Origin of the sequence: Neochlamydia sp. AcF95, from assembly GCF_018342455.1 — a bacterium.
Taxonomy (GTDB): Bacteria; Chlamydiota; Chlamydiia; order Chlamydiales; family Parachlamydiaceae; genus Neochlamydia.
The window spans coordinates 25,453-42,477 of record NZ_JAEMUC010000019.1 but is presented as its reverse complement, the minus strand read 5'-3'; the positions used below and the strand labels follow the sequence as shown (position 1 = coordinate 42,477).

The 17,025-nt window shown below is 38.3% G+C and carries 15 protein-coding genes and 1 pseudogene; 8 read left to right on the top strand and 8 right to left on the bottom strand.

The genetic code is table 11. The features are described 5' to 3' along the window. Positions 1-264: 264 nt before the first annotated feature. Both argS and NEOC95_RS01535 read right to left on the bottom strand, forming a co-directional pair. The gene (argS, locus tag NEOC95_RS01540; RefSeq protein WP_242678202.1) at positions 265-2,031 is read right to left on the bottom strand and encodes an arginine--tRNA ligase; all 1,767 of its coding nucleotides are present in this window, start codon (positions 2,029-2,031) and stop codon (positions 265-267) included. Positions 2,032-2,051: 20 nt separating this feature from the next. Next, complete coding sequence (locus NEOC95_RS01535) at positions 2,052-3,131, bottom strand: Glu/Leu/Phe/Val dehydrogenase family protein (protein WP_213151100.1); 1,080 nt, start codon at positions 3,129-3,131, stop codon at positions 2,052-2,054. A gap of 116 nt (positions 3,132-3,247) precedes the next feature. On the opposite strand from NEOC95_RS01535, the gene NEOC95_RS01530 reads away from it, so the two are divergent. The 6 genes from NEOC95_RS01530 (at position 3,248) to pdxT (ending at position 7,426) form a co-directional block, all read left to right on the top strand. Next, positions 3,248-3,970: a DUF2709 domain-containing protein gene (locus NEOC95_RS01530; protein ID WP_166156075.1), complete on the top strand. Its 723-nt coding sequence runs from the start codon at positions 3,248-3,250 to the stop codon at positions 3,968-3,970. Positions 3,971-3,972: 2 nt separating this feature from the next. Then, positions 3,973-4,392 (top strand): tRNA (adenosine(37)-N6)-threonylcarbamoyltransferase complex ATPase subunit type 1 TsaE, encoded by a 420-nt coding sequence (tsaE, locus tag NEOC95_RS01525; RefSeq protein ID WP_166156078.1) that lies wholly within the window; start codon positions 3,973-3,975, stop codon positions 4,390-4,392. Next, positions 4,389-5,009 (top strand): ribosome biogenesis GTP-binding protein YihA/YsxC, encoded by a 621-nt coding sequence (gene yihA, locus NEOC95_RS01520; RefSeq protein WP_166156081.1) that lies wholly within the window; start codon positions 4,389-4,391, stop codon positions 5,007-5,009. The genes tsaE and yihA overlap by 4 nt, the downstream gene beginning before the upstream one ends. Further along, positions 5,006-5,755: a putative quorum-sensing-regulated virulence factor gene (locus tag NEOC95_RS01515; RefSeq protein ID WP_166156084.1), complete on the top strand. Its 750-nt coding sequence runs from the start codon at positions 5,006-5,008 to the stop codon at positions 5,753-5,755. The genes yihA and NEOC95_RS01515 overlap by 4 nt, the downstream gene beginning before the upstream one ends. 186 nt (positions 5,756-5,941) lie before the next feature. Then, entirely contained in the window at positions 5,942-6,847 is a 906-nt protein-coding gene (gene pdxS, locus NEOC95_RS01510; RefSeq protein WP_166156087.1) for a pyridoxal 5'-phosphate synthase lyase subunit PdxS, read from the top strand. Then, positions 6,848-7,426, top strand: coding sequence for a pyridoxal 5'-phosphate synthase glutaminase subunit PdxT (gene pdxT / locus NEOC95_RS01505; protein ID WP_166156090.1), 579 nt, complete (start codon positions 6,848-6,850; stop codon positions 7,424-7,426). 39 nt (positions 7,427-7,465) lie between these two features. Here pdxT and NEOC95_RS01500 read toward each other — a convergent pair whose 3' ends face one another. The 6 genes and pseudogenes from NEOC95_RS01500 to pdxH form a co-directional block, all read right to left on the bottom strand. Beyond that, a complete protein-coding gene (locus NEOC95_RS01500) occupies positions 7,466-8,119 on the bottom strand; it encodes an IS1096 element passenger TnpR family protein (protein WP_166156093.1) in 654 nt (217 codons plus the stop codon). A gap of 1,256 nt (positions 8,120-9,375) precedes the next feature. Beyond that, a complete protein-coding gene (locus NEOC95_RS09745) occupies positions 9,376-9,570 on the bottom strand; it encodes a transposase (RefSeq protein WP_213151099.1) in 195 nt (64 codons plus the stop codon). A gap of 28 nt (positions 9,571-9,598) precedes the next feature. Further along, positions 9,599-9,664: pseudogene (locus NEOC95_RS09740) on the bottom strand (transposase); the annotation flags it as partial. Between the two features lie 348 nt (positions 9,665-10,012). Then, positions 10,013-10,600, bottom strand: coding sequence for a hypothetical protein (locus tag NEOC95_RS09735; protein ID WP_213151098.1), 588 nt, complete (start codon positions 10,598-10,600; stop codon positions 10,013-10,015). Next, positions 10,593-12,518, bottom strand: coding sequence for a DUF11 domain-containing protein (locus tag NEOC95_RS09730; RefSeq protein WP_213151097.1), 1,926 nt, complete (start codon positions 12,516-12,518; stop codon positions 10,593-10,595). Before NEOC95_RS09730 ends, NEOC95_RS09735 begins: the two co-directional genes overlap by 8 nt. A gap of 476 nt (positions 12,519-12,994) precedes the next feature. Continuing rightward, positions 12,995-13,630 (bottom strand): pyridoxamine 5'-phosphate oxidase, encoded by a 636-nt coding sequence (gene pdxH / locus NEOC95_RS09725; protein WP_166156105.1) that lies wholly within the window; start codon positions 13,628-13,630, stop codon positions 12,995-12,997. A gap of 116 nt (positions 13,631-13,746) precedes the next feature. Between pdxH and NEOC95_RS09720 the strand changes: the two genes are divergently transcribed. Beyond that, a complete protein-coding gene (locus NEOC95_RS09720) occupies positions 13,747-14,973 on the top strand; it encodes a phosphoglycerate kinase (protein ID WP_166156108.1) in 1,227 nt (408 codons plus the stop codon). Positions 14,974-15,277: 304 nt separating this feature from the next. Continuing rightward, the gene (locus tag NEOC95_RS09715; protein ID WP_166156111.1) at positions 15,278-16,876 is read left to right on the top strand and encodes an Npt1/Npt2 family nucleotide transporter; all 1,599 of its coding nucleotides are present in this window, start codon (positions 15,278-15,280) and stop codon (positions 16,874-16,876) included. Positions 16,877-17,025 lie beyond the last annotated feature (149 nt).

Genomic DNA, 17,025 nt, shown 5'->3' with positions numbered 1-17,025 from the left:
TGCCCTCGAATATAAAATTCGAGAAAAATTTGCGAGAAAATGGTGAGAACTTCTTAAATCAACTTAAGAAACCTACGCAAAAGCCAACCATCCGCTGGGTGTTTTTCTGTTTCCTTAAGCCTGCATATGGTCTTTATTGACCATACAAGATTGCAAATTACCAATCTGAAAGAACGCCATAGAATTATCCTTAGATGCTCAGGGCCTCCTTACCAAAAATTCTATTATTCTGAAAGGTGGTGAGAAATCACGCTTTCAAGAAGATCACATCTTTTCTACTGTTTGAACACCTAATAAATTTAAGCCTTTTTTCAAAATACGTGCAGTCGTTTCACATAAAAGCAATCGTGAATTTTGTTCAGGTGCTCCTTCCACACGGCAATCACGGAAAAAGGCATTAAACCTTTCTGCAAGGGTATAAAGGTAATCTGTTAAGCGGTGGGGTAAAAGATCGCGCGAAACTGCATGAAGCGTTTCTCCAAACCGTTTCAAATGCAAGGCTAAAGCTATTTCTGAAGGATGCTCCAAAAGAATGGTCGTAACGTTTTTAATTAATTCTAGCTCAAATTTAACTTTACGTTTGATGCTAGCTATTCTGACATAAGAATACATTAAGTAGGCGGCAGTATTGCCCTCAAATTTTAACATACGTTCGTAACTAAATGTATAATCGCTGGTGCGATGGCAAGCTAAATCGGCATATTTAATGGCGCCGATTCCTAGAATGCGGGCCATATGATCAGCCTCTTGTGTTTCTAAGGTGGGATCGCGCTTAATTAAAATCTCTTTAGCATATTTAATGCCTGCCTGGAGCAGATCAATCAATTTTTCTGTGTCTCCAGAACGGGTACGAAATTTTTTTCCATCATTTCCTAAAACTAGCCCAAATGGAACATGATCAAGCTGCACTTTTCTCTTCTTTAAAAATCCAGCTTTTTCAGCTACTTTAAAAATCATTTGAAAGTGTAGACTTTGGCCTGCATCAGTCACAATAATAATCCGGTCTGCCTTTTCCTCGAAAATCCTTTGTTTGATTGCTGCCATATCGGTAGTATCGTAATTATAGCCTCCATCAGATTTTTGAATCATAAGAGGCATAGCATTGCCTTCACGATTGCGAAATTCCTCCAAAAAAATGCATTTTGCGCCTTGAGAAATTTCAACTAGCCCCTGATCTTCTAACTCTTTGACTATTTGTGGTAAAAGAGGGTTATAAAAAGATTCCCCGCGCGTTTGAATTTTTACTTCGAGAAGATCATAAATCTCTTGATAAGCTTTCTCAGAAATAAAGCAAATCATCTCCCAAGCTTTTCTGGAAAGAGCATCTCCACTTTGTAGGGCTACAACCTCTTTTTGAGCTCTTTGTTTAAACTCTAAATCGCTATCAAATTTTTGCTTAGAAGCCTTATACCAGCTGACTAGTTGAGATAAATCGGTAGGGTTATTGCCTTGTAATACATGAGGAGCGGTCTCTTTAATGTAAGCTATCAGCATACCAAAAGCAGTGCCCCAATCTCCAATATGATTAAGCCGTATAACTTCATGTCCTAAAAATTCCAAAACACGAGCGATACAATCGCCGATAATGGTGGAACGCAGATGCCCTACATGCATCTCCTTAGCAGTATTAGGACTCGAAAAATCAATAACAATGCGCTGCTGAACGGGTAGGGGAACCCCTAACATAGGATCTTCAAGGATTTCTTGAATACTTTCAGATAGGTAAAGAGGATGAATAAATATATTGATAAAGCCAGGTCCCGCAATCTCAACATGCTGGATAACTGGAATTTTTTCTTTAGGCAAAAGAGCTAAACTTTGCACAATAGCTTGAGCCACTTCGTGTGGGCTTTTTTGAAGGATTTTACAGAGCTTCATAGCGGAGTTGAATTGGTAGTGCCCAAATCTATCTTGGGTACTTTGAGTAATTTCTAGAGGAAAATCTGGGGTGTTAGCTAAATGTGGGAAAGCTGAAATAGTCGCTTTTTTAAATTCTTCGTTTAGAGAGTCGAGGAGCATTTGTTTTGACATGAAATTACTTATTATTATTGTTAATGTTTAAAGTCGATAGGTTTTTTTCTTTGACCGATTAGATTTGTTAGGTTGTAGTGGGCAATTTCGTCCGCAACAAGTGCTGTAGGCTTATCTTCTTTTTCAGCTTTATCAAAAAGTTTAAGTAGAAGGTAGTAAATATGATTAACCTTATCGCGTGCTGCAGTAGCATTGTAGCCTCCCGCATTAAATTCTGCTGTAGCATTAATTAAGCCTCCTGCATTAATCACATAATCAGGGGCATATAAAATTCTTTTCTTCAAAAGCATTTCCCCTACTAGCGGCGAGGCTAATTGATTGTTTGCTGCGCCGGCGATAGCTTTACATTGTAGATGAGGGACGATTTCTTCAGTAATTATTCCTCCCATAGCACAAGGTGCGAAAATATCACATTCAGTATGAATATAGTCATAGAGTCCTACGGTCTTTGCTCCCATAGGAGCCGCATACTCTTCAAGGCGGGCTTCATTGGTTTCGCAAAGAATCAACTGAGCACCTTCCCAAAATAAAATATTGGCAAGCTTGCTACCGACTTGTCCTAATCCTTGAACAAGAATTTTTTTATTAGCTACAGAAGGAGTTCCCCAGAGTTTTTGAGCTACAGCTTGGATACCACGATAGACTCCCCAGGCAGTGAAGGGGCTGGGATCGCCGCTGCTAGTATGAGTAGGTAAGGCGGCAACATAAGGGGTTTTTTGGCGGACAATGGCCATGTCTTTTGTATCTGAGCCTACATCTTCTGCAGCTATATAATCTCCTTGAAGAGAATGCACGACTTCCGCAAAAGCCAAGAGAAGTTTTTCTGTTTTTTGCTGATAGGGATCTGCCAGGATGACACTTTTACCCCCGCCAGTACCCAATTCAGCTACAGCAGATTTCCTTGTCATGGCTTTAGCAAGTAATAAAACATCTTTTAAAGCCTCTTGCGAAGAAGTGTAAGGATGAATACGCGTACCTCCTAATGAAGGACCAAGAGAAGTGTCATGGATAGCAATCATACAATGTAAGTGAGAGCCAGGATCAGTAGCCTCAATTACTTTTTTATATCCATCAATTTTTACTTCCTTTATTTGCACCATCTAGTCCTCCCGGGGTTTTTCAAAATGAGTTGATTAATAATACTCTAATAGCTATCCTTAGCCCAGCAATAAATTAAAATATTTATACTTAATTATTCCCTTTACAGAGGTTCCAGATGGCTCAAACTGTTATAACAGAAGAGATAAAAAGCGAACTAGAACAGTTTTTAAAAGAGAATCAATCTGCTGAGCTAGTTACTACATATCTCTTTTACGTAGAAAAAAAATTTAACCTACGCCCTGTCCTATTTCCAAAAGACAAAATAATCTACCAAAGTGCAGAGGATGCCGTCAAGTATGTTGAACAACAACATCAATTGTGGCACGAAACTGAAATCAAAATAGGTTTTAGTAATTTGAGTGTAAATGAGCAAACTAAAAAGATTTACATCTGTCCTTTTACGGGAAAAGTATTTGGAGATAATACTCATCCTAATCCACAAGATGCTATTTATGATTGGGTCTCTAAATGTCCAGAAAATACAGAAAGAGTTAACGGCTTGCGGGTAAAACGTTTCTTTATTTCCGATGATCCTGAAGTAATTAAAAGCTATGCTGCTAAATTTAAGCCTAAAGAACCCATTACCAAAGTAGTTTATTCATCAGTCTTAAGTGGTAAATTGTTTAATACAAAAGAAGCTGTGATCAAAGATTTTAAACAAAATTATCTCAAACGTTTATCTTTGATGGAAGTGCAAAATCAAAATCGCTTTCAATTAGAAGAGCATTTTCTAGAATTTATTCAGAGTCAGCTTGTTGAAGATAAAATTGCAAGTTTTGTTGAAGCCTTGGCTGAATTTGAAGAATTTTCTTCTTCTGTAGCTCAGTGGCTTGAATAGGAATGAATCTTCATACTTGTCATACCGTAGAACAAACGATGAATCAAGGGTATGACTTAGGTAGCCAGCTGCCTAATGGCAGTATTGTTTGTTTATTTGGAGAATTAGGAGCTGGCAAAACCACTTTTGTCAAAGGATTGGCAGCAGGAGCCGCTGGCATAACTCCTCAGCAAGTTAATAGCCCCACGTTTGTTTATCTAAATATCTATAAAGGCCATCGAACTGTTTATCATTTCGATCTTTATCGCCTGCGCGATGCTGATGAATTTTTAAGCATGGGATTTGAGGATATGCTTTTTGCGGGGGGAATATGCTGTATTGAGTGGTCAGAGAAAATAGCCCCTTTGTTACCTCCTTCCTGTCTCAAAATTACATTATTGCATGAGAGCGAAAGCACGCGTATCATAAGGATAGATTCATGAATGCTTATGCATTTGCTAAGGCACGTTTTATAAAAACAGCTATGGGATCTAAAGATTATCCCATCCTTAAAGATGATGGAGGAAATTTACTTCCTGAAGTAGCGGTGGCTGGGCGCTCTAACGTAGGTAAATCTAGCTTGCTTAACCATTTATTTGGTAGCAAGGGTTTAGTAAAAACTTCCTCTGTACCGGGTAAAACTCAAGCGCTAAATTTCTTTGTAATTGATGAAAAATTGGTATTTGTAGATTTGCCCGGCTATGGATATGCTCAAGTTCCTCTTTCTACAAGGAAATTATGGGGGCCGATGGTAGAGCGTTATCTTAAGGAAAGAGAATCACTTAAATTAATTCTTTTTCTTTTTGATATTCGTCGCATGCCTAATGAGGATGATCGGCGCTTTTTGGAATGGGTAATTCATTATCAAAAAGCTATGATCCTTGTTTTTACTAAAGTAGATAAAATTTCAACCAATGAAAAAAAAGCTAATGCTGATAAAATTTTAAAAGCTTTTGGCGTTGATAATATCCATCATCTTTTTTATTCAGCAACTAAAAATGTGGGCCGCAAAGAATTAAAAAAAATGCTGACAGAAGCAATAGAGGATGAACTAGCATGAAGCCATTACATACGCAAACGTTTGTTTGCTTAGACTGTGAAACTACTGGATTAGATCCTCAAAGAGATCGTATTATTGAAGTAGCGGCTGTACGATTTACGGTAGAGCAAGTCTTAGCGCAGTGTGAATCTTTAATTGACCCTGAATGTGAAATTCCTGAAACCTCTATTGCTATTCATCATATTGTACCGCAGATGGTACAAGGAAAGCCTAAAATTGATGAGTACCTGCCGGAATTCCTCAGATTTGTTAGCAATGATATTCTAGTAGGGCATGGAATTAAGTTTGATATGGAAGTGATTGCTGCTTCTGCAGCTCGGGCTAACATTCCTTGTCATCTTCAACACAATCGCTATATTGACACTCTGCGTTTAGCGCGTCACTATGGTGAAAGTCCCATTAACTCTCTTGAACAGCTGCGTAAACATTTTAATATTCAAGAAGAAGGGGCCCATCGTGCCATGAACGATGTGATTGTAAATATGGATGTATTTAAATATTTGGTAAAACCCTATAAAACGGTTGAGCAGGTTTTCGACCTTCTCTCTCGTCCTGTTGCAATGAAGATTATGCCCTTAGGTAAACATAAAGGAAGGCCTATTACCGAAGTGCCACTTCAATTTCTTTTGTGGGCAGCTAATAAAGATTTTGATCAAGATTTGCTGTTTTCTATCCGCTCTGAAATTAAACGCCGTAAGAAAGGAAATACTTTTGGTCAGGCCGCCAATCCTTTTAGCGAACTATAAAATTAAAAGGATGAAGAAAGGGTGGGCATTTAAATTTTACCAGCTTTAAGGGTTCTTTTTTCTGAAAAACACTAAAGATTTGTTGAAAAGTCTATTTCCTTATTTGCTTAAATGCAGGCAAACAGATAAAATTTGGCTTAAAGCTTCTCAAAAGTCACTCGAAATTTTACTATGGAGTTCACTTGTATGTTGAAAAATGGCAATGCTCATCCAGAAACTGGTTCTTTTGCAGTCAAGGTAGGGCTGGCAGAGATGTTAAAAGGGGGCGTTATTATGGACGTTACCACGCCAGAGCAAGCAAAAATTGCAGAGGATGCTGGGGCAGTTGCTGTGATGGCCTTAGAGCGTATCCCAGCAGATATCCGGGCGCAAGGCGGTGTAGCTAGAATGTCAGGACCTGAGCTTATCCATAAAATTCAAGAAGCGGTTTCTATTCCCGTCATGGCTAAGTGCCGTATTGGGCATTTTGTAGAAGCTCAAATTCTTGAAGCTCTATTTGTGGATTTCATCGATGAGAGTGAGGTATTAACGCCTGCTGATGAAGAAAATCATATTGATAAACATGCGTTTCGGATTCCTTTTGTCTGCGGTTGCCGTCATTTAGGAGAAGCTCTCCGCCGCATAGGAGAAGGCGCTGCTATGATACGTACTAAAGGTGAAGCCGGCACAGGAAATATTGTGGAGGCTGTCCGACATTTGCGCACCCTTAACCGGGAGATGCGCGTGTTGACCACCATGGATAATAGCGAGCTGATGGCTGAAGCTAAACGCTTGGGAGCTCCTTACCATCTCGTTAAACAAGTGGCTGAAAAAGGTAAACTGCCAGTCCCTAATTTTGCTGCCGGTGGGATAGCTAATCCAGCTGATGCGGCTCTAATGATGCAGCTGGGGGCTGAGAGCGTATTCGTAGGTTCGGGTATTTTTAAATCAGAAGATCCTTCCCAAAGAGCAAAAGCAATTGTAGGCGCAGCTACTTTCTACAATGACCCCGAGATGCTAGCAAAAATTTCTATGGGTCTGCTAAGTGCTATGAAAGGACTTGATATTCAACAGATAAGAAAAGAAGATTTGCTGGCACAAAGAGGATGGTAAATGACCACTATTGGTGTTTTGGCGCTACAAGGCGCTTTTTCTAAGCATATAGAGATGGTGCATTCTTTAAATGTGAAAGCTATCGCAGTGCGCAAGCCTGAAGATTTGGGTAGATGCCATGGATTGATCATTCCAGGAGGAGAATCCACCACTATAAAACGTCAAATGGATTTCATTCAAATGTCTTATCCTTTAAAGCAGTTTGCCCAGCTAAGGCCTCTTTTTGGTACATGCGCAGGGCTTATCTTGATGTCCCAAGAAATAATTGCCGACCCTATGCAACCCTTAGGTATTGTAAATGTTTCTGTAGAGCGTAATGCCTTTGGCCGTCAGTATGAGTCCTTCATTGCTAATCTAAAAGCTAACTTGAGTTCTTCTCAAGCTGAGGATGTGGCTGCAGCCTTTATTAGAGCCCCACGCATTCATCGGTATGGTAAGGAGGTAGAGGTTTTATCGACTTATCAAGGAGAAGCTGTGCTGGTAAAGCAAGGAATGCATCTGGGAGCGACTTTTCATCCTGAACTGACCCAGAGTACGGCTATTCATAAATATTTTATCTCTCTGATAAAAAGTCATTAGCTATGAAATTACCCGATAAATTTAACCTCTAGTGGCCTTTTATTCTCCTGTATAACCACATACGCCTGCCCGTGGGGAATTAACCAGAGGCATAAGCATGTAAGTATCTTTTTCATCGATAGCACAGGGGTGGCTTGTACTGCATTTGGAACACACCTTTGAACCGCATAAAGAGCAAATAATATCAGCCGCTTGATTACATGCTTCGCATAGAAAAGCAGGGGGATCATTTCGCATAAGAATTGAAATTCCTTTTTGAGGGCAGGCGGCAAGTTTTTCCGTGACTTGTATATCGAGTTCAGTAGAAGATCCCATATCATAAATGTATGTAAACTCTAAGCCTGGAGATAGAATTTTGCTGACTGGATGATTCATAGAGGGGCTAAGTCTGCCAGATTCAGTATGAGACATGTAATGTCGTCTGCCAATAGTAAACTGGCTGAGGTGTCCACAGCATTCTAACCATGTAGTCCTTAAAAACGCATCTAGAGATCCTAAGGAAGTGCTTTGAGGAATAGCGACAAACATCCAATAAAGACCGGGCTCTTCCGCCCATGAGATGCGAAGTAAATATCCCTCTGGGTTCGATTGAGAAGGCTGCAAAGATTTTAAAGTGCAACCAAGTAAATGAGCACCTCCCTTGCTGGGACTATAGGTTTTGCCGCAGGTAGTGCATGTGCCTTTAGTTTTCATTCTTTCCTCCTTTCTTCAATAATTTTAAAGAGTTATCTTTTTTAATGAACTTGATAAAAAAGAGTTTTTTCCAGCATCACCAGAAGAATGCCAGGACTCAAAAGTGGTTAAAATACATGTAACTCTTTTCTATTATTTTTAAAATTATCAAAGAGAATTTATTTATTTCAATCATTCTTCATTGTTTGAAAAAAAATTAAAGATTTCCTAAGGTTGAAGTGAAGGGGTAATGAAACCTTTCCATCCACCAAGTACTTATCTTATTTCCCACATTCCGCAGGTTAATTTCCATTGGCCTATAATTTCTGAATGAGGGTTGAGTTAAAACATAAAATCCTACTCATCAAATAGTTAATTAATCCTCCTGTAGTCATAATAGCTTGGGGATTATGATGGATTAATTAATTTATCATATTCCCTTATCTCAATTTTATTGCATAGTGTAGAAACAATCCTAAGGGATTAAAGTCCTTGCTACAATACTTTTTCATCTTTCATGTTTTCGCTTTCTTTGCTTATAGAGGAACATGAATAGTTTTTTCTAAAAAAAGCTGGAGGCCGACGTTCCTCTCTTTGAATTTAATCCCTTGATTGCTAAGTCGTTAAAAAAATTAATTCTTTAATTTAAATTCTATTCATATTACTAAAAAAAAATAATATCTTGAAATCGTTATAACCTGCGGAATGTGGGTTATTTTGTCAAAAATCAAAAGTATTTACCTCTTCATTCGTTTGCTTAAAAATAATAATTTAAAGCCCACATTCCTCACCTGAAATTTAAGTTGCTGATTGCTAAATGCTTATAAAATTTAACTCTTAAATTTAAGTTTTATAATTTCTTCATACTTAGGTCGTTATAAAGAATAGTGAGGAAGGTGGATTAAAGATAAAAAATGTTTGTGAGTTAAGTTTTTTTACGTGGTAAGGCTTTTCTTCTAGGAAATGGCTGGCTATAAACCATTTTCTAGAACAAAAGTGCAAAAAATAAGAGATAGAATTTTTAAAAGATTACTTAAATAAGGTAAGTTATCGGCTAAGAACACCCTCTAGGGCTGCTTCAATTATACCCAAACTGTAAGCCAACTCATTAACTTTTGTTTTTGCGTGCGAGTAAATTGCATGAAGGCTTACAGAGCTCGTAAGCATAGGCCACTATTCCGCTGATTAGATTGGCAAAAAAATTTCAAGCGCTGCGATGTTGAGGATATTCGATTTGATAAGAGTTTTTCAATTTATTGTTAACACTTTCAATCCTCTCACTTTCTTAATAAAATCTTACCTACCTGGGATATTAGCTTGTTTTTCATATTCTTTCTAACCCTAGTAATAATTTCTAAGCCCTTGCCGTAAAGCTTGATAAACATTTGATGAGAGATATATCCTTCATCGGCAAACATTTTGCCAAAAATCCTTTTAGACAGATCAGAGATAGGGACTTGGGTCATCCACATTTCCTGACGTTAACATATAAGCAAAAATTTATCCTTTATCATTAATAATTAAATGTAGCTTGAATCTATAAAGGTAACCGGTAGAGGTTTTTCCTCTTTTATTTCCTTATCGGATAATTCGCGTTAAATACTTTAATCTTCAATGTGGAAAGGATTTTTTATGCAGATGCCTTTTTATCTATCTAGATAGATTCAAGGATATGCTTTAAAAACTAAGCCTGCATACACAATCCTCTAAAGGCTGCTTATCTAATTAACGAGAGGGGGTTCTTAAGACCTGGGATTGCCTAAAAATGGCTTAAAAGCGTATGATAAGGATTTGAGCAGCTCTTTAGGGGATTACATACTTAATAAAAACCTCTTTTTAAAAAGAGAGAACCAGCTTTTATAAATTTAATTTACTTTTAAAATATACAGCTATAGCTTCTTTAACCGGTATAAGTTAAAACTTATAGCCGAATCCTGCGCCTACTTTTAGCCCTCCTACATTGCGATATTTTTTAAAATGTACCGGTTGGTAGAGATAGTCAATAAATACATCCATAAACATGCGCTCGCTCATCGAATAATAAATACCTGATTTCAAGATGCCTCCTACGGCAAATTTTGAAATCTTTTCATGTAGGCAACAGGATTTATTAGTCACATTAATCCTTGAAAAACTAGGCCCTATTCCAACATATCCGTCGAGAAACTCCCCAAACGGATAGATATATTTTATTCCAAAGCTAACCTGCGGGATTTCTACTTTACTTTTTCCACAACATCTATCTCTGTGGGTTCTACTATGCTTAGAGAAATAGTCAAAATTGCTCCAGCCCCTTAGATATTTAAAAGGAGGGAGAGAAAGAGAAGCTTCTATTTGATAGCTTGTGCCTATTTTCCCATAAAGTTTTTTAAAGCGTTTATTAGCATGAATAAACGCGCCTGAGCGCATTTCTAAAGTCATTGGCTGCTCTTCTATCCAGGCATGTAGCTCTCCTATGCTGATAAGAAAAAGGCATACGATTCCTATATAAATTTTATTCATGAGTGATCCTTATTTTGGTTGGAATGCTTTCTTTATTGCCTTCATATACTGCAACAAGGGTATAGCCTTCAGCCGATTTTTTAGATTTGCAACATTTTTTATAGACTAAAGGAGCGTTAGCTGGAATTTGGGCAATAAGAGCTCCTTTTTGATAAACACGATATAAAACTACATGGGGCGAGGGCGACATCCATCTTATCTCTAGCGGATATTCGGTTCGATTAAAGTATTTACACTTGCTTAAGGAAGCAGTAGCAGCAGGCACCGGGGGCTCTGGTAGATAGATAGAGACTTCATTCGATTGAGCAGACAGGTCAAAATTATTGCCCGCACAGGTTGCAAATTGATAATCAACTAAAGATTTATTGTAATAGATATTGCCGTTAGAAGGATAGCTAGCAATGTGGGCTTCAAATTCGATCGTGTTTAATTGGCCAACAAGCATATCTCCAATAAAAAATCCTTGAGTAAGGTCAGGATCAGGACTAATGGGTATACTATTCAATTTTAAACTACCCGCCACATAGTTAAGGCCGGCGGGCAACGCATCCTTAAAATTTACAGACAAGGCATCACTTGTTCCTGTATTTTCAAGTCGGATAGAAAAAGTGACTTTCTCGCCAAGAGAAGAAGTTATGGACTGCACGGCGTTAACAGTCTTTTTCGAGTTTATAATGGGTGCTCCTACTTGAATCTGTAAGCCCAGGGCGTTGACTGTATAATCATCCGATGTAGTCGTACCTAAAGCATAGGCCTTTGTTTGATTATAGGTAATAGCATGAGAAACATCTATGCTTGTTATATCATATCCCTGTCTACCACCCGATTTATTAAGGTTATTAAAGGGATCAGCGTTCAAGTTTCCATAGCTACCTCTTTCATCCAATTGAGAAGAGCCTACGGCTACATATTTATTATGAATAGGATCTAGCTCCAGAGGAAGTAGAGTGTTGATTTGAGAGGCGAAAAAATTGTTGATGGGGTTATTAACACCTGAAAGAGAATTGGCTGCGATGGTAAGTGGTAAACTTTTACCAAAGAGCAGGCAATCACCTGTTTTATTAGCCTCCCCTTCAATTGCGCTAATAAAAAGCCTTCCAGAGAGTACCCCGGAAGGTGGAGCACAAAACCCCGACACCTCTACAGGATTAATGGTTCTCGAGGCTTGCTCACAGCCTACAAAAAGGGTCATGTTATGGGTCAGCATTAAAGGATTGGCATAGACGACAGCCAACGTCCACCCTGCACTATTATGAGTGTCATCTGTAGCAACTATGGTTCCATATATTCCACCTGCTATATATGTGCCTGGGCCTGCATCTTGAACAATGGAGGTTACATCGGCACTTCTTACATAATTTCCTGATTGCGTGTAACCAGGTGTGATAGCTTCTTGGCTAGTGGCTGGATCGGCTGTAATCGTGTAACTGATTTGTTGGGGAGTAGTTAGGGTGATAGCCACATTAGGTGATGGAGGTAAAGGAGGGGCCCCAGAGGAAGGAAAACCATAACTTCCTCCCCAGACCAATTCTGCATAGAGAACAGTACTACCTGGAAGTAGATCCAGGACCGCTGAAGAGCTGTTTTCAAGATAATTCAAAGTTGTGCCGGCGGGTGGATTAATTCCTAGGGGATAAGGACCATGAGGGGGGGCTCCTACTTGCTTGGTAGGATCTGTAGTGATAAAGGCGCCAATAGAATCATCTATGCCAGGATTGTTTTCTTGTGGATACTTAGAAAGACCCAATGTATTTCCTGTGAAAGTGATTCCCCCATTATCGGTTGTAGTATAACGCAGAATATAGGTAGCTTCAAGAGGAAAGCTTAAAGAAAACCCTAATAAAATACAGAAAAACGTCAGTAACTTTTTCTGAGCGTAGGTAAAGAAGAGCGATAAAAAAGAAGGAGCATTTATCATCAGCAAGATCCTCAGTATAAATTTTTGTTTTTCTTTGATAGAATTTTTTAAATTTTGCTAGAGGCTAGCAAGAAAATAGGTCTATATCTTAATTTTTGAATTTTTGTTAATATAAATCTTTACTTTTTCAAAAAATTTTAATTTCATAGAGAGGATAATTAAAAATTTAAGCTACATCAGCTTTTTTAAATGCATGGATATTAGCCTATGCCCATTTTTTTCGGCTTTATTCATGACTAGCGTTAAGCCATATAGCTTTTGTGCTTTCTTCTAAAAGAGCTATCCCCAGGCATTAAAAAGCAAACGTAGTAGCTAAAGAATTTTTGAGTATCCAAGCAGATGAAAAACCAGGCTTACAAGAAAATCGCCGTAAATTCTAGCTTACAAATTTCCGCTTATTTTGATTTTAAGTAGGGCGGAGGATTTGCGGATGTGGTAGGGGAGGCAAAAAAGGAAATTATTAATTACAAAATATTTTAAGGGGATAAACGTTGAATATGCCATATTTGTTCTGCAAGGTGATAGCTAAAACGATCATGCAATCGATTAGTTCTACCTTGCCAAAACTCATAGTAATAAGGCTTGATAATAAAACCGCCCCATTTTTCAGGACAGGGTATTTTAAGGCCTTCATATATTACGCTTAAACGTTCATATTCTTCTTCCAAAATCTTACGAGACGAAAGAATTCTTCCTTGATGGGAGGCTACAGCGCCTAATTGGCTTTGACGCGGACGTTTATCGAAATAACTTGTCGAGACTTCTCGCGAAGTTTTTTCTGCTAATCCTTGAATAACTACTTGCCTTTCCAATTCTTTCCACAAAAAGATAACGGATACTTGGGGATTTGCATTGATTTCTTGAGCTTTACGACTTTCATAGTTAGTGAAGAAAGTTAAACCTCTTTCATCCAAATTTTTAAGTAAGACTGTACGTATAGAAGGAAGACCAGCTTTTGAGCAGGTAGCAAGGACCATGGCATTAGGTTCTAAAATTTGTAAAGCATAAGCTTCCTCCAGCCAAGCTTGAAATTGTTTTACAGGATCAGCCTGCAGATCCTCGCGTTTTAAAACCTTTTTTGCGTACTCTGCTCCTAACTTTTCCAAATCCATTAAATTTTCCTTTTAAGCTTTAAATATTGACACTTTTTTCCTTAATTGTATTATGAGCATCCTGTTAAATTCTTTAGAAAAATTTAACGCGATGGCATTTATATTAGGAAAATTGCATGTTAACAAAGCTTTCTCTTAGAAATCTTCACGTGGCTGGCAAGAAGATTTTAATGCGAGTGGATTTTAATGTTCCTCTAGACCCCTTAGGCCAGATTAAGGATGATACACGCATCCAAGCTTCTTTGCCATCGATTGAATATATTCTTAAGCAAGGCGGCACTATTATCTTAATGAGTCATCTAGGACGGCCCAAGGGCCAAAAAATTCCTAATTTCTCTTTATTGCCGTGTGCTAAACATTTGTCTATGCTAATCGAGCGCCCGGTACATATGGCCCTTGACTGTGTAGGTAAAAACGTTGAAGAGCAAGTACAAAGATTGGGGGCTTGCCAGATAATGCTCCTAGAAAATCTTCGCTTTCATCAGGCCGAAGAAGATCCTGAGCATAATTTTTCTTTTGCCCAGCAGCTGTCAAAGTTAGGGGATGCCTACGTAGATGATGCTTTTGGCACAGCTCATCGTAAGCATACTTCTACTTATTACCTTCCTAAGCTTTTTCCGCAAGAAGCAGCTATGGGCTTTCTTATGGAAAAAGAAATTCTATTTTTAGAAAAATTTATAAGGAATTCTAAAAAACCTTTTTGTGCAATTATAGGCGGAGCCAAAATATCTACCAAAATAGGGCTTTTAAAAACGCTGTTAAAGAAAGTAGATGTTCTTTTAATTGGAGGAGCGATGGCTTTCACTTTTATGAAAGCCCAAGGGTATGCTATCGGAGATTCTTTATATGAGCCAGAATTTCTGTCTATGGCAAAAGATATCTTAAATGAAAGCCAGATAAAGGGAGTGCAAGTAGTTTTACCAGTCGATCATATTGTTGCTCAGCGATTGGAAAGTCCAGCTAATGTGTCAATCATCTTGAGCGAAACAGGAATTCCTGAAGGTTATCAAGGATTTGATATTGGCCCCCGAACCATTCAACAATTTTCTGAATTTATTCAAAAAGCCGCTACTATTTTCTGGAATGGCCCTTTAGGTATCATTGAAGCTATTGAGTTTGCCAATGGTACGCTAGCTATAGCAGAAAAGGTGGCTCATTCAGCGGCAACTACTGTAGTAGGAGGAGGAGACTCTATTACAGCTCTTCAAAAGGCCGGGTTGATGGAAAAAATCACTTATATCTCTACAGGAGGAGGAGCCTCTTTAAAATTCCTTGAATCAGGTACCCTGCCCGGCATAGAAGCCCTCTCTAATGCATACAGGCTTGCAAAAAAGCTATCTTGATTTTAGTTACTAATTATTAAAGCCTTACGTTTTTGCTTTCCATGGCTAGAGGGAAAATCCTCTTGAATAATAAAAAAGAATAGCCTATGCTATGTATATAAAATTTACTTTTGTAAGCTTTATATAATAATCCCTAAAACAGGGAAAGCCATTAGATAATATAACTTGAGGAATATGATAAGTATTCTCCCTCCGATCTTTGCTCTCCCGATCCTCGAAAATCCTTTTTTGAGTCACATTTTTCTTTTAGCATCCCCTCCGCTCGTAAAAATTAGCTATATCTTCAATATAATAAAGGTTTTGCATGTCAGGGTCCAAGGCGGTAGATGAACCAGAGTTTAGTAGATGGCGGAGCTATTTATGGCCCGTTCATAATTACGAGCTAAGAAAGCTCGTTCCGATGTTGTTAATTTTCTTTTTAATTACTTTTGACTATAATATTTTAAGAACCTTAAAAGATACTGTTGTTGTAACCGCTAAGTCTTCAGGGGCAGAAGTGATCCCCTTTATTAAAGTGTGGGTCATGTTTCCTAGTGCTGTATTGATGACTATCCTATTTACCCGTCTTTCTAGTTGTTTCTCTCGCGAAAATGTGTTTTATATAATGATTGGTGGCTTTTTAAGCTACTTTGTTATATTTATTCTTATCCTTCATCCCGCTCGTGACTCTTTGCATCCTCATGCTTTAGCTGATAGAATGCAACAAATTCTTCCTTTGGGTTGTAAAGGATTGATTGCTATGTTTCGTAATTGGACTTTCACAATCTTTTATGTAATGTCTGAACTTTGGAGTAGTGCCATTTTATCCGTGCTTTTTTGGGGGTTTGCTAACCAAGTGACACGTGTGAGTGAAGCCAAAAGGTTCTATGGCCTCTTTGGCATTGGAGCTAATTTTTCAGGGGTGGTGGCAGGACAAGTGTCTGTCTTTATCAGCCGTCATACTTATAATCCTAATATTCCTTATGGGAAAGATGCATGGGATCAATCGTTGTTGATGTTAGTCTCTCTTGTCCTTTTAGCAGGATTGGGAGCTATCTTTTTATTTCGATGGCTAAATAGCTGTATACTGAGTGATCCTCTCTACTATGATGCTGCTGCGGCTACAGAAGATAAAAACCTTAAGGATAAAAAGCTATCATTAAGGCAGACTTTTGCCTATCTTTCCAAATCAAAATATCTTACCTGCATTGCTATCATTGTTCTTTCTTATAATTTAGTAATTAATCTTACCGAAGTTATTTGGAAACACGAAGTTCGAGAGTTATATCCTAACCCGAGTGACTACAGCCTTTATACCAATCAAATCTCTACGATTATTGGAGTCATTGCTACTTTTTGTGCCCTGTTCGTTTCAGGTAATAGCATGCGTGTATTGGGATGGACCTTTACAGCTATGCTTACTCCCATGATCCTCTTCTTTACAAGCTTAGGGTTTTTCCTTTTCTTCTTTATGAAAGGACATTTGGCAGAGGTTGTCATGGCGCTAACTGGAATGACTCCTCTTATGCTAGTAGTCTTTGCTGGTTCTGTACAAAATATTCTTAGCCGTGCTGCTAAATATTCTGTATATGATGCTACCAAAGAAATGGCTTTTATTCCTCTATCAGCCGAGTGGAAATTAAAAGGAAAGGCAGCTATCGATGGAGTCTGCTCCAGGCTTGGGAAGTCGAGTGGTTCTGTTGTACATCAAACCTTGCTTTTGCTTTTCTCTACTTTCACTGCAAGTGCGCCTTATGTTGCTCTTGTTCTGTTTGCGGTTATAGCTGTATGGATGGGGGCCACCCGTATCCTAGGAGGAGCATTTAATGAAATGACTTTAAAAAAGCCGGAAAGAAAAGAGACTTTATCGGAAGCCCTATCCTTGGCAAATAGGGGAAAGTTGCAGGAACAGAAAGCCGGCTAGAATGTAGCTGCTAAAAAAATAGACGATATGCTATTTTGTTGTTCTCTAAATTCAGATAGCGACTTGATTGATGATGTTAAGTTGCTATCTTTTTCTTTTTTTAAGAAAGAAATGAATTTTTAACGTTTTTCTAATTTTAATTTTACTTA